This is a genomic window from Pseudomonas sp. FP1740 (assembly GCF_030687165.1).
GTDB lineage: Bacteria > Pseudomonadota > Gammaproteobacteria > Pseudomonadales > Pseudomonadaceae > Aquipseudomonas.
Map to the genome: position 1 here is coordinate 585,935 of NZ_CP117461.1, position 22,098 is coordinate 608,032.

A 22,098-nucleotide genomic window follows, 5' to 3' on the forward strand; every position below is an offset into this window, starting at 1 on the left:
CTTCAGGCAGGACAATCGCCATCGCGAGCTGGCTCGCGATGGCGCTCTCAACGGCTCAAATACATTCGTGTCGTCAGCAGGTACACCGGCAATCCCGACACTAGTATCAACAACGCCGCATAAGGCGCCGCCGCCGCAAACTCCACATTCGCGGTATGCGCCCAAACTTCTGTCGCCAGCGTATTGAGCCCGGTTGGGCTGAGCAGCAGTGTCGCCGTCAGCTCCTTCATCGCATCCAGAAACACCAGCGCAAACGCTGCGCCCAGGGCGGGAAAGATGATGGGCAGGGTCACCCGACAAAACGCGCTGAAAGACGACGCCCCCAGCGTGCGTGCGGCCTCTTCCAGTTGCGGCGCGGCCTTGTTCAGCGCAGTGCGAATCGGCGCTTGCGCCAGTGGCAGAAACAACAGCGCATAGGCAATCAGCAGCAACGCCGAGGTCTGGTACAGCACTGGCACATAATGCAGGGCGAAATACACCAGGGTCAGCGCAATCACCAACCCCGGCAGTGCATGCAGCAAATACGGCAAGCGCTCGGCCCAGATTGCCAGTCGGCCTTTATGGCGCACCACCAGCAACCCCACCGGCACCGCCAACACCAGGCACAGCGCTGCGCCACCGAGCGACAGCGCCAGTGACGAGAGCAATGCCTCGCTGATCGCGGCCACCGGGAACGCTGCCGACGAGCCCACCATCAGCCAGTACGCCAGCATTCCCAGTGGAATGCCGCTGCCGATAATCGCCAGCAGCAGGCAGTAAAGTTGTCCCACAGCCGCCCACGGCCCGAGGCGAACCTGCTCCGCATGCCGAGCAGCGCCTTGGCCGGTGCGTACGTGACGGCCTTTACCTCGCACGCGTAACTCAAGCCATAGCAGCACCAGGCACAGCGCCAGTAACACCGCAGAAAGCATCGCTGCATTGGCGTTGCTGAATTCCAGTTCGAACTGCTGATAGATCGCCGTGGTAAAGGTTTGCAGGCCGATGATCGACAGCGCGCCGAACTCCACCAGCATGTGCAGCGCAATCAACAATGAACCGGCCAGCAGTGACGGCCAGAGCAGGGGCAGGGTGATTTTGAAGAATACACCCCAACGATTCTGCCCCAGGGTGCGGGCAGACTCTTCAAGAGAGGGGTCGAGATTGCGCAGCGTTGCCGCGACCGGCAGAAAGATCAGCGGATACTTGGACAGCGTCATCACCAGAATCGCTCCGCCCAGCCCTTCGAAGTGAGCACTCAGGGACACCCAGGTGAAGCTGCTGACAAATGCCGGCACCGCGAACGGCAGGCACAGGATCACGCCCCATAACCGCCGTCCCGGCAGATTGCTGCGCTCCAGCAGCCAGGCGAGTGACAAGCCAATCACACCGCAGGCCAATGTGACGCCCAGCATCAGCGCCAGGGTATTGCGCAGCAGGCCAAACACGTAGGGCCGCCACAGCAGATGCAGTGCCTCGGCCCAGCCGGCTTGCCAGGTTTTGAGGCCGACATAGGCCAGCGGCAACAGGCTGAGTACCACCAACAGCAGAACCGGTAGCAGCAGCCAGATCGACGGCCGCTTGCGCCTTGGCATGTAACCCCCGTGCGAAGCGGGGGCGGATAACGAGGCGCTCATCAGTTCAAGCCAACGTCACGTTCCAGGTCCAGTGCTTCTTCGGCGTTGCCGAGATCGGCTGGCGTGACGTTCGGCGCTTGCAGTTCGCTGAACGGCTTGAGACCGCGATCCGATGCCATGCCCTTGTGCAGCGGGTATTCGGCGGTGGTCTGGGTGATCACGCGCTGACCTTCTTCGCTGGCCATGTAGGCGAGCAATTGCTGGGCTTCTTTCGGGTGTTTGCTGGATTTCAGTACGCCAGCACTGGAAACGGTGATCAGTCCGCCGACGTCGCCACCGGTGAAGTAATGCAGTTTCGAATCGAGTTGGCCTTTTTCACGTTGCAAGGCGAACCAGTAATAGTTGTTCACCAGCACGGTGGCGACTTCGCCATTTTCCACGGCTTTCAGTGCAACCATGTTGTTGCTGTAGGTTTTGCCGAACGCACGCAGGCCGGTCAGCCATTCTTCGGCGGCGTCCATCCCGTGGACCTTGATAATCGCCACCGCCTGTTCCTGGAAGGCGCCGCTGCTGGGCACGAAGCCGACCTTGCCTTGCCATTTTGGATCGGAGAATTCCATCACGGACTTGGGCAGGTCTTTTTCGTCGATCAGTTTAGGGTTGAAGGCGACGACCCGGACCCGCGCGGTGATGCCGATCCAGGTGCCGTTGCCGGCAACGTAGTCCTTGGGCAGGACTTCAAGTGTGGCGGCATCGGCTTTTGCCAGCAGGCCTTGTTCGCCGAGCTTGTTCAGCGGTGGTGATTCTTCGGTATAGATCACATCGGCGGGGGAGCGATCGCCTTCTTCGACGATCTGGCTGGCGAGTTGGTTGCTGCTGCCCTTGCGCACATTGACGTGAATCCCGGTCTTGGCTTCGAAGGCTTTGGCGACGGCGTCGCCGACTTCCTTGTGTTGACCGTTATAGAGTGTCAGGGAAACCGGATCGGCGGCTTGGGTGAGGGGCGTGGCGAGTGTCAGGCCGAGGAGGGTGATGGTCAGGCCGCGGCGCAGGGTATTTCGAAGCATCATTCGCAGGGTTCCTCACTGTCGCATTGCAAAAACTTGAAACAATGATAAACGATATTGTTTCTCAAGTGCGCCTTGCAGGGCGGGTGAGGGTTTGCTAGAGGGGGCTGGTGCAGATCTTTGTGGCGAGGGAGCAAGCTCCCTCGCCACAAAGGGCGGCTATGGCTTCAAAGGCCAGAAACGCAAAAACCCGCTTTCGCGGGTTTTTGTGAAATTCAAGATCGTGACCTTGAATTTGAATTGGTGCCCAGAAGAAGACTCGAACTTCCACGACCTTGCGGTCACCAGCACCTGAAGCTGGCGTGTCTACCAATTTCACCATCTGGGCATGATCTTCAGCGTTGCCGCTGTTGATGTGGCGCACTATACGGAGAGCATTTTGATCTGTAAACCCCTGATTTAATTTTAATAATTCAGAAGCCTAGAATGCAAAAACCCGCTTTCGCGGGTTTTTGTGTGAGCCTTGAAATTGATCTAATCTCAAGCTCGAAATTGGTGCCCAGAAGAAGACTCGAACTTCCACGACCTTGCGGTCACCAGCACCTGAAGCTGGCGTGTCTACCAATTTCACCATCTGGGCAGTATCGGCAGCGCTAGTGCGTCGTCGATGGCGCGCACTATACGGAGCGTCTTTTTAACTGTAAACCCCTGTCATCAAAAAAACCTGGAAAATTTTACCGGCGGCATTCAAATCAGCTTCGCGGTGTCGATAAAGGGCTTTAGATGGGCTGTCATAGCCTGAAATTTCCCGTTTCATTACGCCTATGCCAAACTAACCCGCATATAGACAAGGTGAAAACTCTCTAATGGCCGATTGGCAGTCCCTCGATCCCGAGGCCGCTCGTGAAGCGGAAAAATATGAAAACCCTATTCCTAGCCGCGAACTGATCCTTCAGCACCTTGCTGATCGAGGTTCGCCTGCTAACCGCGAGCAGCTGGTCGAAGAGTTTGGTCTGACCACAGAAGACCAGATCGAAGCCCTGCGCCGCCGCCTGCGCGCCATGGAGCGCGACGCTCAACTCATCTACACCCGTCGCGGCACTTATGCGCCGGTGGACAAGCTCGACCTGATCCTGGGCCGCATCAGCGGTCACCGTGACGGTTTCGGCTTCCTGGTCCCGGACGACGGCAGTGACGACCTGTTCATGAGCCCGGCGCAAATGCGCCTGGTGTTCGATGGCGACCGTGCCCTGGCCCGTGTTTCCGGCCTCGACCGTCGCGGTCGCCGCGAAGGCATGATTGTCGAAGTGGTGTCCCGTGCTCACGAGAGCATCGTCGGTCGTTACTTCGAGGAGGGCGGTATCGGTTTCGTCGTCGCAGACAATCCGAAGATCCAGCAAGAAGTGCTGGTGACGCCAGGTCGCAATGCCAACGCGCAGATCGGTCAGTTCGTTGAAGTGAAGATCACTCACTGGCCGACGCCACGCTTCCAGCCGCAAGGCGACGTGGTCGAGGTCGTGGGCAACTACATGGCCCCGGGCATGGAAATCGATGTTGCCCTGCGCACCTACGATATTCCGCACGTCTGGCCTGAAGCGGTCTTGAAAGAAGCCGCCAAGCTCAAGCCTGAAGTCGAAGAGAAAGACAAAGAGAAGCGCATCGACCTGCGTCATCTGCCGTTCGTGACCATCGACGGCGAAGATGCGCGCGACTTCGATGACGCGGTCTACTGTGAAGCCAAACCGGGCAAACTGCGCCTGTTCTCCGGCGGCTGGAAGTTGTACGTGGCGATTGCCGACGTTTCCAGCTACGTGAAAATCGGTTCGGCGCTGGATAACGAATCCCAGGTTCGCGGCAACTCGGTGTACTTCCCCGAGCGCGTGGTGCCGATGCTGCCTGAGCAGTTGTCCAACGGCCTGTGCTCGCTGAACCCGCACGTCGATCGCCTGGCCATGGTTTGCGAGATGACCATCTCCAAATCCGGCGAAATGACCGACTACTGCTTCTACGAAGCGGTGATTCACTCCCATGCCCGCCTGACCTACAACAAGGTCAGCGCCATGCTGGAAACGCCGAAAGCCACCGAAGCGCGTCAGCTTCGTGGTGAATACACTGACGTCCTGCCGCACCTCAAGCAGCTGTATGCGCTGTACAAGGTTCTGCTGGCGGCTCGTCACGTGCGCGGCGCGATCGATTTCGAAACCCAGGAAACCCGGATCATCTTCGGTTCCGAGCGCAAGATTGCCGAAATCCGTCCGACCGTTCGCAACGATGCTCACAAGCTGATTGAGGAATGCATGCTGGCGGCCAACGTGGCCACCGCCGAATTCCTGAAGAAGCACGAAATTCCTGCGCTGTATCGCGTCCACGACGGCCCGCCGCCGGAGCGTCTGGAAAAACTGCGTGCCTTCCTCGGCGAGCTCGGCCTGTCCCTGCACAAAGGCAAGGATGGCCCGTCGCCGAAGGATTATCAGGCTTTGCTCGCGAGCATCAAGGATCGTCCGGATTTCCACCTGATCCAGACCGTCATGCTGCGCTCATTGAGCCAAGCGGTGTACAGCGCCGATAACCAGGGCCACTTCGGCCTGAATTACGAAGCCTATACCCACTTCACTTCGCCTATTCGCCGCTACCCGGACTTGCTCACGCACCGGGCGATTCGCAGCGTCATCCATTCGAAAATGGACACCCCGCACGTTCGCCGTGCTGGTGCGATGACCATTCCGAAAGCGCGGATCTATCCGTACGACGAAGCGACCCTGGAGCAGCTCGGCGAGCAGTGCTCGATGAGCGAGCGCCGTGCCGACGAAGCCACCCGCGACGTAGTGAACTGGCTCAAGTGCGAGTTCATGAAAGACCGTGTGGGCGAATCGTTCCCGGGGGTGATCACCGCCGTGACCGGTTTCGGCCTGTTCGTCGAACTGACCGATATTTACGTCGAAGGCCTGGTGCACGTCACCGCGCTGCCGGGTGACTACTACCACTTCGATCCTGTGCACCATCGCCTCGCCGGTGAGCGTACCGGTCGTAGTTTCCGCCTGGGTGACACCGTTGAAGTGCGCGTCATGCGCGTCGACCTCGACGAGCGCAAGATCGACTTCGAGATGGCCGAAAAAACCATCAGCGCACCGATCGGTCGCAAAAAGCGCGGCACTGAAACCGCAGCGCCTGCTACCAAAACAGCTGCCGAGCCGGCACTGGCCAAGGCCGGGCGTCGTCCGGCCAAGGAAAAGGCCGTCGAGGCCTATCGTCCGAGCGATGCGGCGGCAAAAAATGCCGAGTTGCGCAAAAGTCGTGAAATGAAACAGGCATTGCTGTCTGAAGCGAAAAGCGGCGGTAAAGCGGCGTCTGGGGGAAAGACCGGGCGGTCGGCGCCTGACAAGGCCTCCGGCGGCAAGCCAGCCAAACCGAGCAAACACCGTAAAGGCCCGCCAAAAGCGGGTTCCGCTCCAGCCGCCAGAAGCGGCGGGGCGCGTAAACCTAAGGCCAAGTCATGAGTCAGTTGGAAAAGATCTACGGCGTGCACGCGGTAGAAGCGTTGCTGCGTCACCACCCAAAACGCGTCAAGCAGATCTGGCTGGCTGAAGGCCGCAGCGATCCGCGCGTTCAGACGCTGATCGAACTCGCTGCCGAAAATCGCGTGGCTGTCGGTCAGGCTGAGCGTCGTGAGCTGGACGCCTGGGTTGAAGGCGTGCATCAGGGCGTGGTGGCGGACGTCAGTCCTAGCCAGGTCTGGGGCGAGGCCATGCTCGACGAGCTGCTCGATCGCACCGAAGGCGCGCCGTTGCTGCTGGTGCTCGACGGCGTGACCGATCCGCACAACCTCGGCGCTTGCCTGCGTTCGGCCGATGCGGCCGGCGCGCTGGCGGTGATCGTGCCGAAGGACAAATCAGCCACGCTGACCCCGACGGTTCGAAAAGTTGCTTGTGGCGCGGCGGAAGTGATTCCGTTGGTCGCCGTGACCAACCTGGCGCGCACCCTGGAAAAGCTCAAGCAGCGCGGCTTGTGGGTCGTCGGTACGGCGGGCGAGGCTGAGCAGGATCTGTATCAGCAGGACCTGACGGGCCCGACCATCCTGATCATGGGTGCCGAAGGTAGCGGCATGCGCCGCCTGACTCGCGACCTTTGCGACTATTTGGTGCGCCTGCCGATGGCTGGCAGCGTCAGCAGCCTCAACGTGTCCGTCGCCACCGGCGTCTGCCTGTTCGAAGCGCTGCGCCAGCGTGGCGTCAAAGCCGCCGGGACCGCCAAAAAGTCCTGACACTCCTCTGCAGGAGTCGCCGCAGGCGGCTCCTGCAAGTGTTCGGCTTTCCAGTCGAAGTGATTGTTCAAATAATCACCAATTGCCTTGCACCTCCCTCGACCCTTCTCTACAATTGCGCCCCTTGCTGTGACGGCAGGCACGCATGTGTCTATCGCAAGCAAGTCCATAAGTGTCATTCACTCCTTGTCTGACCGCTTTTGAGCGGCAGGCTACAACCCGTAAGGAGCATTCATGCGTCATTACGAAATCATCTTTTTGGTCCACCCGGATCAAAGCGAGCAAGTCGGCGGCATGGTTGAGCGTTACACCAAGCTGATCGAAGAAGACGGCGGCAAAATCCACCGTCTGGAAGATTGGGGCCGTCGTCAACTGGCCTACGCAATCAACAATGTTCACAAGGCTCACTACGTGATGCTGAACGTTGAGTGCACTGGTAAGGCCCTGGCCGAGCTGGAAGACAACTTCCGCTACAACGATGCAGTGATCCGTAACCTGGTCATCCGTCGCGAAGAAGCCGTTACCGGCCAATCCGAGATGCTCAAGGCTGAAGAAAACCGCAGTGAGCGCCGTGAGCGTCGCGACCGTCCTGAGCACTCCGACGCTGAAGGCGTTGACAGTGATGACAGCGACAACAGCGATAACGCTGACGAGTAATCCACGGACCTTTTGAGGAGCCTATTACATGGCACGTTTCTTCCGTCGTCGTAAATTCTGCCGCTTCACCGCTGAAGACGTGAAAGAGATCGATTACAAAGATCTCAACACTCTGAAAGCTTACGTATCCGAGACCGGCAAAATCGTTCCAAGCCGCATCACCGGTACCAAAGCACGTTATCAGCGTCAGCTGGCCACCGCTATCAAGCGCGCCCGCTTCCTGGCCCTGCTGGCCTACACCGACAGCCACGGCCGCTGAGACCGGGCAGTCGACACGTAGCAAAGGATTGAATGCATGCGCGCCTTAGCTGAGTTCATCATGCGCGGCCGTATGCAGGCCACTCTGGTAGTGGCCGGATGCGCAACATTGCCGTTGTTGTATTGGTTGGGTGCTGCCGCTGGATGCCTTGTGCTCCTGCGGCGCGGATTGAAGGACGCCGTTGGCGTACTTGCTCTGGGACTGCTGCCGGCGTTGATCTGGTGGCTTTTCTTCGATGACCCACGGGCACTTCTGGTGCTGCTGGGGTCTTCGAGCCTTGCGTTGGTTTTGCGCGCAAGCGAGTCCTGGAACCGCGTGCTGCTGGTCAGCATAGCGATGGGATTGGTGTTTTCAGTGGTGCTGGGGGCGGCTTTTGCGCCCCAGATCGAGATGCTGGCGCAGGCTTTGATAAAAGTCATGCCGTCGCTACTCGGTGAGGTCTACCAGCAATTGTCGGTAGACGAGCAAGCGCGCTTTGCGTCCCTGATTGCACCGGTCCTGACCGGCCTGATTGCGGCCTTGTTGCAAATCGTCAGTGTGCTGAGCCTGATTGTCGGGCGCTACTGGCAGGCGTTGTTGTACAACCCGGGTGGTTTTGGTCGCGAGTTTCGCGCCATCCGAATCCCGCTGGGACCGGCGATGTTGCTGCTGGCGTTAATGCTTCTGGGGCCAAATCTTGGCCCGCAGATGGCCATGTTGACGCCGTTGTGCAGTGTACCGCTGGTGTTCGCCGGGCTGGCCCTGATTCACGGGCTGGTGGCGCAAAAGCGACTGGCCAAGTTCTGGCTGGTGGGGTTGTACGTCACGCTGTTGCTGTTCATGCAGCTGATCTATCCGTTGCTGGTGGTCCTGGCCATCGTCGACAGCCTGATTGATTTTCGCGGTCGTTCGGCACCGAAAGATGCCGATAGCGCGAACGGTGAAGGTTAAAAGTTAAGAGGATTTTCACATGCAACTGATCCTTCTGGAAAAAGTCACCAACCTGGGCAACCTGGGTGACAAAGTGAACGTTAAGGCTGGTTACGGTCGTAACTACCTGCTGCCATACGGCAAAGCTACCGCTGCGACCCCAGCCAACCTGGCTGCGTTCGAAGAGCGTCGCGCTGAGCTGGAAAAAGCCGCAGCAGACCGTAAAGCATCGGCTGAAAGCCGCGCCGCCCAACTGGCTGAGCTGGAAGTGACTATCACTGCCACCGCCGGTGACGAAGGCAAGCTGTTCGGTTCGATCGGCACCCACGACATCGCTGATGCACTGACCGCCTCTGGCGTTGAAGTTGCAAAAAGCGAAGTTCGTCTGCCGAACGGCACTATCCGCAACGTAGGCGAATTCGACGTAGCCGTGCACCTGCACGCCGAAGTTGAAGCCACCGTACGCGTTGTCGTGGTAGCAGCTTAAGCAGCACTTGTCGGCTGGCACCCTCGGGTGCTTGCCGGTAACATCGGGCACGATCCTGTTTACAGGTCGTGCCCTTTGTCTTTCTGCAGTTCCTGATTTTCACAACCTCTGCTTCTCCTGAATAAACCAAGTGGCCATGAACGATATCTCCGCTCCCGAGCAATACGATCTGCAAACCGCTGCCCTGAAGGTGCCGCCGCATTCCATCGAGGCCGAACAGGCCGTGCTCGGTGGGTTGATGCTGGACAACAACGCCTGGGAACGCGTGCTCGATCAAGTCTCCGACGGCGATTTCTATCGGCATGACCACCGCCTGATCTTCCGGGCCATCGCCAAACTGGCGGACCAGAACCAGCCAATCGACGTCGTGACCCTGGCCGAGCAATTGGACAAGGAAGGTCAGACGTCCCAGGTCGGCGGTCTCGGTTACCTTGGCGAACTGGCAAAAAACACACCGTCCGTCGCCAACATCAAGGCCTATGCCCAGATCGTTCGCGAGCGGGCAACCCTGCGCCAGTTGATCGGCATCAGTACCGAAATCGCTGACAGCGCTTTCAACCCTGAAGGCCGCACCGCCGCCGAGATTCTCGACGAGGCCGAACGGCAGATCTTCCAGATTGCCGAGGCTCGTCCGAAAACCGGCGGCCCGGTCAGCGTCAACGACCTGCTGACCAAGGCCATCGACCGCATCGACACCTTGTTCAACACCGACAACTCGATCACCGGCCTGTCCACCGGTTACACCGACCTCGACGAGAAGACCAGTGGCCTGCAACCGGCTGACCTGATCATCGTTGCTGGCCGTCCGTCCATGGGTAAAACCACCTTTGCGATGAACCTGGTGGAAAACGCCGTGCTGCGCAGCGAGAAGGCTGTCCTGGTTTACTCCCTCGAGATGCCAGGCGAATCGCTGATCATGCGTATGCTGTCGTCCCTCGGTCGTATCGACCAGACGAAGGTCCGGGCCGGTCGCTTGGAAGACGACGACTGGCCACGCCTGACGTCGGCGGTCAACCTGCTCAATGATCGCAAGTTGTTCATCGACGACACGGCGGGTATCAGTCCCTCGGAAATGCGCGCCCGGACCCGTCGTCTGGTGCGTGAGCACGGTGAGATCGGTCTGATCATGATCGACTACCTGCAACTGATGCAGATCCCGGGGTCCAGTGGTGACAACCGGACCAACGAGATTTCCGAGATCTCCCGGTCCCTGAAAGCCCTGGCCAAGGAATTCAACTGCCCGGTGGTGGCACTGTCCCAGCTCAACCGTTCCCTGGAACAACGCCCGAACAAGCGCCCGGTGAACTCCGACTTGCGGGAATCGGGAGCGATCGAGCAGGACGCCGACGTGATCATGTTCGTTTACCGGGACGAGGTGTATCACCCGGAAACCGAACACAAAGGCATTGCCGAAATCATCATCGGCAAGCAGCGGAACGGCCCGATCGGCTTTATCCGCCTGGCCTTCATCGGCAAATACACCCGATTTGAAAACCTGGCGCCGGGTAGCTACAACTTCGACGACGATGAATAACTGTGACGAGGGGGCTTGTCGGAACGCCGCACCGCCCCGTTCGGCTGCGAAGCAGTCGTAAATCCTGAATTTGCGGTATCACAGATAACCTATGGGGGGCCGCTTCGCTGCCCAACGGGGGTAAGCCCCCTCGCCACAAGGGTTATGTGTGGTCCCAGGACTTTTGCGAAAAGGCTCCACCGATTTCCGACCATAGCCGTCGGAATTGGTCAAAATTTGTGCTATATTCCGCGCCCGCGAAATTCAATGAAAGCCAACACCGGTTATCGACATGCAAGCAGCCAAGCCGTTATTTGACTATCCCAAGTACTGGGCCGAATGTTTCGGGCCAGCGCCATTCCTGCCCATGAGCAGGGAGGAGATGGATCAGCTCGGCTGGGATTCCTGCGACATCATCATCGTCACCGGTGATGCCTACGTCGACCATCCGTCGTTCGGCATGGCGATCATCGGCCGGCTGCTGGAGGCCCAGGGCTTCCGCGTCGGGATCATCGCGCAGCCGAACTGGCAGTCCAAAGACGACTTCATGAAGCTCGGCGAGCCGAACCTGTTTTTCGGTGTCGCGGCCGGCAACATGGACTCGATGATCAACCGCTACACCGCCGACAAGAAAATCCGTTCCGACGACGCCTACACCCCCGGTGGCCTGGCAGGCAAACGTCCGGACCGCGCGAGCCTGGTTTACAGCCAGCGCTGCAAGGAAGCCTACAAGCACGTGCCGATTGTGCTCGGCGGCATCGAAGCCTCCCTGCGCCGCATCGCCCACTACGATTACTGGCAGGATCGGGTGCGTAACTCGATCCTGATCGACGCCTGCGCCGACATCCTGCTCTACGGCAACGCCGAGCGTGCGATCGTCGAAGTCGCCCAGCGCCTGTCCTACGGTCACAAGATCGAAGACATCACCGATGTGCGCGGTACCGCGTTCATTCGCCGTGATACGCCGCAAGGCTGGTACGAAGTCGATTCCACGCGCATCGACCGTCCGGGCAAGATCGACAAGATCATCAACCCTTACGTCAACACCCAGGACACCGCCGCCTGCGCCATCGAGCAGGAAAAGGGGCCGGTTGAAGACCCTGGCGAGGCTAAGGTCGTACAGATCCTGGCCAGCCCGAAAATGACTCGCGACAAGACCGTCATTCGTCTGCCGTCGGTTGAAAAAGTCCGTGGCGATGCGGTGCTTTACGCTCACGCCAACCGCGTGCTGCACCTGGAAACCAATCCGGGCAACGCCCGCGCTCTGGTGCAAAAGCACGGCGAGGTAGACGTCTGGTTCAACCCGCCGCCGATTCCGATGACCACCGAAGAAATGGACTACGTGTTCGGCATGCCTTACGCGCGCGTTCCGCACCCGGCGTACGGCAAGGAAAAGATCCCGGCCTACGAGATGATCCGTTTCTCGGTGAACATCATGCGTGGCTGCTTCGGCGGCTGCACCTTCTGCTCGATCACCGAGCACGAAGGCCGGATCATCCAGAACCGTTCCGAAGAGTCGATCATTCGCGAAATCGAAGAGATCCGCGACAAGGTCCCGGGTTTCACCGGCGTTATTTCTGACCTCGGCGGCCCGACCGCGAACATGTACCGCATCGCCTGCAAGACCCCGGAAATCGAATCCGCGTGCCGCAAGCCTTCATGCGTGTTCCCAGGCATTTGCCCGAACCTCAACACCGATCACTCGTCGCTGATCCAGCTCTATCGCAGCGCCCGGGCCTTGCCGGGCGTGAAGAAGATCCTGATCGCCTCCGGCCTGCGCTACGACCTTGCGGTCGAGTCGCCGGAGTACGTCAAGGAGCTGGTGACCCACCACGTCGGTGGTTACCTGAAGATCGCCCCGGAACACACCGAGGAAGGTCCGCTCAACCAGATGATGAAACCGGGCATCGGCAGCTATGACAAGTTCAAGCGCATGTTCGAGAAGTACACCAAGGAAGCCGGGAAAGAGCAGTACCTGATTCCGTACTTCATCGCCGCTCACCCGGGCACCACCGACGAAGACATGATGAATCTGGCCCTGTGGCTCAAGGGCAACGGTTTCCGTGCCGACCAGGTGCAGGCGTTCTACCCGTCGCCGATGGCCACCGCTACCGCGATGTACCACTCGGGCAAGAACCCGCTGCGCAAGGTCACTTACAAGAGCGACGGCGTGACCATCGTCAAGAGCGAAGAGCAGCGTCGCCTGCACAAAGCGTTCTTGCGTTATCACGACCCGAAAGGCTGGCCGATGCTACGTGAAGCGCTGACCCGCATGGGCCGCGCCGATCTGATCGGGCCGGGCAAGAACCAGTTGATCCCGTTGCATCAGCCGGCGACCGACAGCTACCAGAGCGCCCGTCGCAAGAACTCGACGCCGGCCGGCAGCCACAAAGTGGCCAAGGAAACGACCACCAAGATCCTGACCCAGCACACCGGCCTGCCACCGCGTGCCAGCGATGGCGGTAACCCGTGGGACAAGCGTGAACAGGCCAAGGCGGCGGCATTCGCCCGCAACCAGCAGGCAGCCAAGGAGCGCAAGGACGCGGCTAAAGGCAAGGGGCCGAAGCCAGCGCGCAAGCCGGTCGTGCCGCGCTAAACGTCGCTTGAGCTGAACAGAACGGCCAACCTCCGGGTTGGCGTGATCGTTCCCACGCTCCGCGTGGGAATGCCTCAAGGGACGCTCCGCGTCCAGTGACGCGGAGCGTCACGGGCTGCATTCCCACGCAGAGCGTGGGAACGATCAAGCGCCAACATCCCCTCCGCAACATTTCTGTGCAATCCCCACAAAGCAATTTCCCGCATCGCCCGATTTTGGTGCTGTACTGCCTCAAGCAATTGGAGAAAGCGTCAATGCCGCTGGCTGGCATAAGTCTTGCGCGCTTTCCTATAAGTTTAAGGCTCGCAGGAGGCACGCCGTGTCGATTCATGTCGCATTGCATCACGTCACGCATTACCGCTACGACCGCGCCGTCGAGCTCGGTCCGCAGATCGTTCGCCTGCGCCCGGCTGCCCACAGCCGCACGCGGATACTGTCCTATGCGCTGAAAGTCTCGCCCGAGCAGCATTTCATCAACTGGCAGCAAGACCCTCAGGGCAATTACCTGGCGCGGTTGGTGTTCCCGGAGAAAACCGATGAACTGAGGATCGAGGTCGACCTGCTGGCCGAGATGGCGGTCTTCAATCCCTTCGACTTCTTCCTCGAGCCCTACGCCGAGAAGATCCCTTTCGCTTATGCAGCGGATGAGCGCAAAGAGCTGGCGCCGTACCTGGAAACCTTGCCGCTGACGCCGACATTCAAGGCCTATCTGGACGGCATCGACCGCACGCCGCTGCCCAGCGTGGATTTCCTCGTCGCGATCAACCAGCGCCTGAGTGAAGACATCGGTTACCTGATTCGTATGGAGCCGGGCGTACAGACTCCGGAATACACCCTCGAACAGGCCTCCGGCTCCTGCCGCGACTCGGCGTGGTTGCTGGTGCAATTGCTGCGCAACCTCGGCCTGGCGGCGCGATTCGTCTCCGGTTACCTGATCCAGCTGACCGCAGACGTCAAAAGCCTCGACGGTCCCTCGGGTACCGAAGTGGATTTCACTGACCTGCATGCCTGGTGCGAAGTCTATTTGCCCGGTGCCGGCTGGATCGGCCTGGACGCGACCTCAGGGTTGTTTGCCGGTGAAGGACACATTCCGTTGGCGTGCAGCCCCGACCCATCCTCTGCGGCACCGATCAGTGGTTTGGTGGAGCCGTGCGAGTGCGAATTCACCCACGAAATGTCGGTCGAGCGGATTTGGGAAGCGCCAAGGGTTACCAAACCCTACACCGAAGACCAATGGCTGGCGATTCAGGCATTGGGCCGGCAGATCGATGCTGATTTGCTTGAAGGTGACGTGCGCCTGACCATGGGCGGCGAGCCGACGTTCGTTTCCATCGATGACCCGGACGGCGCCGAGTGGAACACCGCCGCGCTCGGGCCAGACAAGCGTCGGCTGTCAGCCGAGCTGTTCCAGCGCATGCGCAAGCATTACGCGCCCAAGGGCCTGGTACATTTCGGTCAAGGCAAGTGGTACCCCGGCGAGCAACTGCCGCGCTGGTCGCTGAACTGCTATTGGCGCCGCGATGGCGTGCCGATCTGGCATAACAGCGCGCTGATTGCCGACGAGCGGGAGGATTACGGTGCCGATGGCGAACTGGCCGGGCGTTTCCTGGCGAGTGTCGCCGAACGCTTGAAAATTCCGACACGCTTCGTGTTCCCGGCCTACGAAGACAATTTCTATTACCTCTGGCGCGAAGGCGCTTTACCGCAGAACGTCAGCGCCGAAGACTCACGCCTGGAAGAACCTCTGGAGCGTGCGCGCCTGCGCAAAGTCTTCAGCCAAGGCCTGGATAAGGTGATCGGTCAGGTCCTGCCGCTGGCGCGTACCGCCAAGGGCGATCAATGGCAAAGCGGTCGCTGGTACCTGCGCGAAGAACATTGCCGGCTGGTGCCGGGGGATTCGCCACTGGGTTATCGTTTGCCGCTCGGTTCGCAGCCCTGGGTGAAAGCTGCGGAGTACCCGTTCATTCACCCCACGGACCCGAATCAGGATTTCCCGGCGCTACCGGACACCGACCAGCTACGGAATCACGCTCAACCGAAAACGGCCGACGAACGTGTGCCCGAGATCGACCAGTCCGCCGACTGGCTGACCCGCACCGCGTTCTGCGCCGAAGCACGTGAAGGTCGGTTGTACCTGTTCATGCCGCCACTGGAGCGGGTCGAGGACTACCTGGAACTGGTCGCCGCCATCGAAGCCACCGCGGAGGAACTACATTGCCCGGTATTGCTGGAAGGCTATGAGCCGCCGAGCGATCCGCGCCTGAGCAACTTTCGCATTACCCCGGATCCGGGCGTGATTGAGGTCAACGTCCAGCCGTCCGCTACCTGGGACGAGTTGGTGGAACGTACCGAGTTTCTTTACGAAGAGGCGCGCCAGACCCGGCTGACCACCGAGAAATTCATGATCGATGGCCGACACACCGGCACCGGCGGCGGTAACCATTTCGTCCTGGGTGGCGCGACCCCGGCTGACTCACCGTTTCTGCGCCGTCCCGACCTGCTGCGCAGCCTGATCAGCTACTGGCATAACCACCCGTCCTTGTCCTACCTGTTTTCCGGGCTGTTCATCGGCCCGACATCCCAGGCACCGCGGGTGGACGAAGCGCGCAACGATTCGCTGTATGAACTGGAAATCGCCTTCGCCCAGATGCCGAAGCCGGGCGAAGAATGCCCGCCATGGCTGGTGGATCGCTTGTTGCGCAATTTGCTGATCGACGTGACCGGCAACACCCACCGCGCCGAGTTCTGCATCGACAAACTCTATTCACCGGACGGCGCCACCGGACGCCTTGGCTTGCTGGAACTGCGAGCCTTTGAAATGCCGCCCCATGCGCGCATGAGCCTGGCTCAGCAGTTGTTGTTGCGGGCGCTGGTGGCGCGGTTCTGGCGCGAGCCTTATGCACCGCCGAAACTGGCGCGCTGGGGCACCGAACTGCACGACCGGTTCTTGCTGCCGCACTTTATCGAGCAGGATTTCGCCGATGTGATCGTCGACCTGAATGCCGCCGGTTATCCGGTGCAGGCAGAGTGGTTCGCGGCGCATCTGGAGTTCCGTTTTCCCAAGGTCGGCGACTACGCCGTCAGCGGCATCGAACTGGAATTGCGTCAGGCGCTGGAGCCCTGGCATGTGTTGGGCGAAGAGGGCAGCGCGGGCGGTACGGTGCGTTATGTGGATTCGTCCCTGGAACGTTTGCAGGTCAAGCTGACGGGGTTGCCGCCGCAACGGTATCTGCTGACCTGCAACGGCATCCCGGTGCCGTTGCAACCTACCGGTCGGGTCGGTGAGTTCGTCGCCGGGGTACGTTTCCGTGCCTGGCAACCGTACAACTGTCTGCAACCGACTATCCCGGTCCACGCTCCGCTGGTGTTCGACTTGCTCGACACCTGGATGGGGCGTTCGCTGGGTGGTTGCCAGTACCACGTCGCCCATCCGGGCGGGCGCAACTACGACAGCCTGCCGGTGAACGCCAATGAAGCCGAGAGCCGGCGGATGGCGCGTTTCTTCCGCATCGGACACACGCCGGGGAAACTTCCTGTACCGAAACTGGAAATCAACGACGAGCTGCCGATGACGCTCGATTTGCGACGCTTTTAAACCGTACGCGACGCTCGGATTTTTCGTCTATCCGGGCGTCATGAGCCTGCGTTAGTCTGACCGTTCTTTGCTGTCTGCCGAGCTTTCCATGCCTGACCTGCTTGACCGCTACCCGTTGACTGCGGGCACCTATCACGAACTGCTCGACAACAGCGGCGCCGTGCGCCCGCACTGGCGGCGGCTGTTCGATCAATTGCAACGCAGCACGCCAGCGCAACTGGTGCAGCGTCAGGCGCTGCTGACCCGACAGATTCAGGAAAACGGCGTGACCTACAACGTCTACGCCGACCCCAAGGGCGCTGATCGGCCATGGGAGCTGGATTTGTTGCCTCATGTGATTGCAGCCGATGAGTGGCAGCAGCTTTCGGCCGGGATCGCTCAACGGGCGCGTTTGCTCAATGCTGTGCTGGCGGACCTGTACGGTCCTCAACGCTTGATCGCCGAAGGCCTGCTGCCGGCTGAACTGGTGTTCGGTCATAACAACTTCCTCTGGCCTTGCCAGGGCATTGCACCGCCCGACGGGGCTTTTCTGCATCTGTATGCCGTGGATTTGGCGCGCACGCCTGACGGTCGCTGGTGGGTGACCGCAGACCGGACTCAAGCACCCTCCGGTGCCGGTTACGCCCTGGAAAACCGCACCATCGTGTCCCGAGCCTTCCCCGAGTTGTATCGCGACTTGAAGGTGCGGCACCTGGCCGGGTTCTTCCGCACACTTCAGGAAACACTCGCCCGGCAGGCGCCGAGCGACGATGAAGCGCCGCTGGTGGTCCTGCTGACACCGGGGCGTTTCAACGAAAGCTATTTCGAGCACTTGTACCTGGCTCGTCAGCTCGGTTATCCACTGGTGGAGGGCGGTGATCTGACCGTGCGCGATGCCACGGTCTATCTGAAAACCTTGAGCGGGTTGCGCCGGGTTCACGCGATCATGCGTCGGCTCGACGATGATTTCTGCGACCCGCTGGAGCTGCGCACCGACTCGGCCCTTGGCGTGCCAGGGCTGCTCGAAGCGGTGCGTCAGGGCCGGGTGCTGGTGGCCAACGCCCTCGGCAGCGGTGTGCTGGAGTCGCCGGGTTTGCTGGGCTTCCTGCCGAAGATCAATCAATTTCTGTTTGGTGAAGAACTGATCCTGCCGTCCATCGCGACCTGGTGGTGCGGTGAAGCGCCGGTGCTGGCCCAGGCCCTGGAAAAACTGCCGGAACTGTTGATCAAACCGGCGTTTCCGTCGCAGAGCTTTGCACCGGTGTTTGGGCGTGATTTGAGTGAAAAACAGCGCCAGGCTCTGGCCGAGCGCATGCAGGCACGGCCTTATGCCTATGTTGCGCAAGAATTGGCGCAACTGTCCCAGGCGCCGATCTGGCAGGCCGAAGGCGGACAGTTGCAACCGCGAGCCATCGGCATGCGAGTGTATGCGGTAGCCAGTCGGGAGGGTTATCGAGTGCTGCCCGGTGGCTTGACCCGGGTTGCCGCCGAGGCCGATGCCGAAGCGGTGTCGATGCAACGCGGTGGCGCTAGCAAAGACACCTGGGTGTTGGGCGATCGGCCACCCAGCGGCGAACAATGGAAAGCCCAGCGCAACATTGGCGTTCACGATCTGGTACGTCGTGATCCGTATCTGCCATCGCGGGTGGTCGAGAACCTGTTCTGGTTCGGCCGTTATTGCGAGCGCTGCGATGACAGCGCGCGGCTGCTGCGGGTCATGCTCGCGCGCTATGTCGATGGCGATGACCCGCAAGCCCTGGAGGCGGCGGTCGATCTCGGTGAACGCCTGAATCTGTTGCCGGAGGAGGGTGAGTTGCCGGAACGATTGCTGGCGGCGCTGCTCGGCGATGATTGGCCGTTCAGCCTGCGCTCCAATCTGCAGCGTTTGCAGTGGGCGGCTTCGCAAGTACGCGGCAAGCTCTCGCGAGAGAACTGGCAAGCGCTGGTGGAGTTGCAGCGCGAGGCTATGGAGCTGGAAACCGAAGAGCCGGATTTCGGCGAGTTGCTGGACTTCCTCAACCGATTGGTGATGTCGCTGGCGGCGCTGTCCGGCTTTGCCCTCGACGACATGACCCGGGACGAAGGCTGGCGTTTCCTGATGATCGGTCGGCGGATCGAACGGCTGCAATTTCTCAGCGGCAGTCTGGCGGCGTTTTTGCGCGGCGCCGGGGCTTTCGATCAGGCCGGGCTGGAATGGCTGCTGGAACTGGGTAACAGCAGCATCACCTACCGCTCGCGGTACCTGGCGGTGGCGCAATTGATCCCGGTGCTCGACCTGTTGCTGCTCGATGAACAAAACCCGCACGCGGTGCTGTTCCAGTTGAAACTGGTGACCCGTACGTTGAAGCGCTTGAACGACGACTTCGGCGCGCCGCGCGAAACGGGTCTGCTGCAGTTGGTGGAGCGGCTGGCGCACTTCGATCTGGGCTGCCTGGAGAACTCGCTGTTCGGCGAGGCCAGTGTTCACGCCGCGGTAGAGGGGCTGGCAGATCTGCTGCAAGAGATCGCCGATGCCAGCGGACAGGTGTCGGATCGCCTGGCCTTGCGCCATTTCGCCCATGTCGATGATGTCAGCCAGCGCACGGTGTCCGTCTGATGAGTGCCCAGTACCAGATTTTCCACGACACCCATTATCACTACGACAGCCCGGTGTCCCTGGCCCAGCAACTGGCGCATCTGTGGCCGCGCGCCTGTGCCTGGCAGCGCTGCACCGAGCAGCAGTTGCAGATCAGTCCCCAGCCGACTTCACGCCGGGATGAGCTGGATGTGTTCGGCAATCCGCTGACCCGGTTGGCGTTCGAGCGCCCCCACGATGAATTGCTGGTCAACGCTCGGCTCACCGTCGAAGTGCTGGAACGGCCGTCGCTGGACTTCAATCAATCGCCGGCCTGGGAAGCGACCTGCAACGCGCTGACCTACAGCGGTCAGCCACTCTCGCCTGCGTTGCTGGAAGCCTGTCGTTACCGCTTCGAATCGCCCTACGTGCATTTGAAACGCAGTTTCGTCGAGTTCTCCGAAAGTTGCTTTCCTGCTGGCCGGCCATTGCTGCTGGGTGTTCAGGCGTTGATGGAGAAGATCTTCAGCGAGTTCACCTTCGACGCCGAGGCGACCCAAGTGGCGACGCCGTTGGTGGAAGTGCTGGAGAGGCGTCGTGGGGTTTGCCAGGACTTCGCGCATTTGATGCTCGCGTGCCTGCGCTCCCGTGGGTTGGCGGCGCGGTACATCAGTGGCTATCTGCTGACACAGCCTCCACCGGGCCAGCCACGGCTGATCGGCGCCGATGCGTCGCATGCGTGGGTGTCGGTGTTTTGCCCGGTGCTGGGGTGGGTGGATTTTGACCCGACTAACAATGTACAACCGGCGCTGGAGCACATCACCCTGGCCTGGGGTCGGGATTTTTCCGATGTGTCGCCCTTGCGCGGGGTGATTCTGGGCGGTGGCAGCCATGATCCCGAAGTTCGGGTGACAGTGATGCCATTGGAGTAGCGCAGACCCCACGTGGGTATGTGTTTTTTGGAGGAAGGTTTCAATTTGGCCTGTGAGGGTCAGCAACATCGTTGCTGACCCTGGACACAGATCCGGTGGGCCTGATCAGATCATCGGGCCCGGAGGGTCTCAGGCGTCGGGCGCCTGATCTTTCGGTGCTTCAACATCACTTTCTGCCGCCACTTCACCTTCTGTATCCGGGTTCAGTGCTGCTTCTTCTTCAGCTGTAGCTTTCTTGCGCTGAAGCTTTTCCTCTTTCTTCTGCTCCTTGGCCAAGTCTCTCTGACGTTTGGCGAAGGAATAATTAGGTTTAGCCATGGGCGATCCTCTGGGGTCGAAGGTGAGGTTGAGCGGCGCATATTCTGCCCTGTATCGGCACCGAGCCGTTAGCTGGGTTTTTGCTCGGTCCATTTTGGCGGTACCGAGGGTTGCCAGGCGTCCAGTGCATCGAGCAGGGTTTGCGGTGATTCGCTCATTTGCAGCATGTCACGGTGCTGCCCGCGAACGAAGCCTTCGCCGACGATATGATCGAGAAAAGACGTCAACTTGCTGTAGAAACCGTTCACTTCCAGCAAACCCAGCGGTTTGCCGTGATAACCGAGCTGGCCCCAGGTCCAGACTTCGAACAGCTCTTCCAGCGTGCCCAGACCGCCAGGCAGGGCAATGAAGGCATCGCTGAGCTCGGCCATTCGCGCCTTGCGCGCATGCATGCCGTCGACCACTTCCAGGCGGGTCAGGCCGCTGTGGCCGATTTCCTTGTCCTTGAGGCTCTGCGGAATGATCCCGATCACTTCGCCACCGGCCGCGAGTGCGGCATCAGCCACAATCCCCATCAGCCCGACAGCGCCGCCGCCATAGACCAGGGTCAGCTTGCGCTCGGCCAATGCTCGCCCCAGGGCGACAGCCGCTTCACGATAAGCCGGATTGGTGCCGGTGCTGGCACCGCAAAATACACAAACGGACGTTAAAGACATGCCTTGCTCCATGGTCAATCAGGACCACAGAGTAAAGGCAGGCATGCATCGTTCCAAGGGTTAAACCGCGCGTTCAGGTGTTTCGTAAGTGCCACTGGCGCCACAGGCGTAGGCGGCCAACAAACTGCTCAACAAGCTGCTGAAAGACATAACAGGCGCTCCAGGTGAGTAATGATGGCCCTGATGATAGGGCCGTCCCAGACGTCTGGCTGGTAGATTGTTTCGATGGGTGTCATAGCCCGAAAGTTGTATACAATTTTTGATTCAGGTCATAGGAACTTGCGAAGATTTCAGGCAGTCTTCTGTCCATTCGCACTTTTGTTAACCCTGCCTTGGAGATTCACCATGTTTGCCAAACTTGTTGCGGTATCCCTGCTGACGCTGGCCAGCAGCCAATTGATGGCTGCCGAGTGCAAAACGACCATCGACTCCACCGATCAGATGTCCTTCAACACCAAGGCCATTGAAATCGACAAAAGCTGCAAGACCTTCACCGTTGAACTGACCCACTCCGGCAGCCTGCCGAAAAACGTCATGGGCCATAACCTGGTGATCAGCAAAGAGGCTGACATGCAGCCGATCGCCACCGACGGCCTGTCGGCTGGCATCGACAAGAATTACCTGAAAGAAGGTGATGCCCGCGTCATCGCTCACACCAAAGTCATCGGCGCTGGTGAAAAGGATTCTGTGACGTTCGATGTGTCGAAGCTCAATGCAGCCGAAAAATACGGCTTCTTCTGCTCGTTCCCGGGCCACATCTCGATGATGAAAGGCACTGTTACGCTGAAGTAATCGATTCAAACGCATAAAAAAAGCGTCCAC

General features: G+C 60.1%; 16 protein-coding genes and 2 tRNA genes. 12 read left to right on the forward strand and 6 right to left on the reverse strand.

Annotated features, from left to right (window positions below):
* Positions 1-47 precede the first annotated feature (47 nt).
* The 4 genes from PSH69_RS02565 to PSH69_RS02580 all read right to left on the reverse strand — a co-directional run bounded on the left by PSH69_RS02565 (position 48) and on the right by PSH69_RS02580 (position 3,200).
* The gene (locus tag PSH69_RS02565) at positions 48-1,613 is read right to left on the reverse strand and encodes an iron ABC transporter permease (RefSeq protein WP_305410949.1); all 1,566 of its coding nucleotides are present in this window, start codon (positions 1,611-1,613) and stop codon (positions 48-50) included.
* A complete protein-coding gene (locus tag PSH69_RS02570; RefSeq protein ID WP_305410950.1) occupies positions 1,613-2,623 on the reverse strand; it encodes an extracellular solute-binding protein in 1,011 nt (336 codons plus the stop codon). The genes PSH69_RS02565 and PSH69_RS02570 overlap by 1 nt, the downstream gene beginning before the upstream one ends.
* A gap of 238 nt (positions 2,624-2,861) precedes the next feature.
* Positions 2,862-2,948 (reverse strand) — tRNA-Leu (locus tag PSH69_RS02575).
* A gap of 165 nt (positions 2,949-3,113) precedes the next feature.
* Positions 3,114-3,200: transfer RNA gene (locus tag PSH69_RS02580), tRNA-Leu, on the reverse strand.
* Positions 3,201-3,426: 226 nt separating this feature from the next.
* Here PSH69_RS02580 and rnr point away from each other — a divergent pair.
* The 11 genes from rnr (at position 3,427) to PSH69_RS02635 (ending at position 20,302) form a co-directional block, all read left to right on the forward strand.
* Positions 3,427-6,057: a ribonuclease R gene (rnr, locus tag PSH69_RS02585; RefSeq protein WP_305410951.1), complete on the forward strand. Its 2,631-nt coding sequence runs from the start codon at positions 3,427-3,429 to the stop codon at positions 6,055-6,057.
* Entirely contained in the window at positions 6,054-6,821 is a 768-nt protein-coding gene (gene rlmB / locus PSH69_RS02590) for a 23S rRNA (guanosine(2251)-2'-O)-methyltransferase RlmB (RefSeq protein WP_018928494.1), read from the forward strand. The genes rnr and rlmB overlap by 4 nt, the downstream gene beginning before the upstream one ends.
* 234 nt (positions 6,822-7,055) lie before the next feature.
* Complete coding sequence (gene rpsF / locus PSH69_RS02595; protein WP_007939579.1) at positions 7,056-7,478, forward strand: 30S ribosomal protein S6; 423 nt, start codon at positions 7,056-7,058, stop codon at positions 7,476-7,478.
* 28 nt (positions 7,479-7,506) lie between these two features.
* Entirely contained in the window at positions 7,507-7,737 is a 231-nt protein-coding gene (gene rpsR, locus PSH69_RS02600) for a 30S ribosomal protein S18 (RefSeq protein ID WP_002551829.1), read from the forward strand.
* Between the two features lie 36 nt (positions 7,738-7,773).
* A complete protein-coding gene (locus PSH69_RS02605) occupies positions 7,774-8,667 on the forward strand; it encodes a hypothetical protein (protein WP_019582207.1) in 894 nt (297 codons plus the stop codon).
* Between the two features lie 19 nt (positions 8,668-8,686).
* Positions 8,687-9,133: a 50S ribosomal protein L9 gene (gene rplI, locus PSH69_RS02610; RefSeq protein ID WP_007939577.1), complete on the forward strand. Its 447-nt coding sequence runs from the start codon at positions 8,687-8,689 to the stop codon at positions 9,131-9,133.
* Between the two features lie 136 nt (positions 9,134-9,269).
* On the forward strand, positions 9,270-10,667 hold the full coding sequence (dnaB, locus tag PSH69_RS02615; RefSeq protein WP_019650685.1) for a replicative DNA helicase: 1,398 nt from the start codon (positions 9,270-9,272) through the stop codon (positions 10,665-10,667).
* 271 nt (positions 10,668-10,938) lie between these two features.
* Entirely contained in the window at positions 10,939-13,242 is a 2,304-nt protein-coding gene (locus PSH69_RS02620) for a YgiQ family radical SAM protein (protein WP_026286605.1), read from the forward strand.
* A 319-nt stretch (positions 13,243-13,561) separates the two neighbouring features.
* The gene (locus PSH69_RS02625) at positions 13,562-16,837 is read left to right on the forward strand and encodes a DUF2126 domain-containing protein (RefSeq protein ID WP_305410953.1); all 3,276 of its coding nucleotides are present in this window, start codon (positions 13,562-13,564) and stop codon (positions 16,835-16,837) included.
* An 88-nt stretch (positions 16,838-16,925) separates the two neighbouring features.
* On the forward strand, positions 16,926-19,412 hold the full coding sequence (locus tag PSH69_RS02630) for a circularly permuted type 2 ATP-grasp protein (protein ID WP_204123902.1): 2,487 nt from the start codon (positions 16,926-16,928) through the stop codon (positions 19,410-19,412).
* Complete coding sequence (locus PSH69_RS02635) at positions 19,412-20,302, forward strand: transglutaminase family protein (protein ID WP_305410954.1); 891 nt, start codon at positions 19,412-19,414, stop codon at positions 20,300-20,302. The genes PSH69_RS02630 and PSH69_RS02635 overlap by 1 nt, the downstream gene beginning before the upstream one ends.
* A 129-nt stretch (positions 20,303-20,431) precedes the next feature.
* On the opposite strand, the gene PSH69_RS02640 is transcribed toward PSH69_RS02635, so the two are convergent.
* Together PSH69_RS02640 and PSH69_RS02645 are read right to left on the reverse strand one after the other, a co-directional pair.
* Positions 20,432-20,620: a hypothetical protein gene (locus PSH69_RS02640; protein WP_305410955.1), complete on the reverse strand. Its 189-nt coding sequence runs from the start codon at positions 20,618-20,620 to the stop codon at positions 20,432-20,434.
* Positions 20,621-20,688: 68 nt separating this feature from the next.
* On the reverse strand, positions 20,689-21,276 hold the full coding sequence (locus PSH69_RS02645; protein WP_018928486.1) for a TIGR00730 family Rossman fold protein: 588 nt from the start codon (positions 21,274-21,276) through the stop codon (positions 20,689-20,691).
* Between the two features lie 345 nt (positions 21,277-21,621).
* Between PSH69_RS02645 and azu the strand changes: the two genes are divergently transcribed.
* On the forward strand, positions 21,622-22,068 hold the full coding sequence (gene azu, locus PSH69_RS02650; protein WP_019582215.1) for an azurin: 447 nt from the start codon (positions 21,622-21,624) through the stop codon (positions 22,066-22,068).
* Positions 22,069-22,098: the final 30 nt, after the last annotated feature.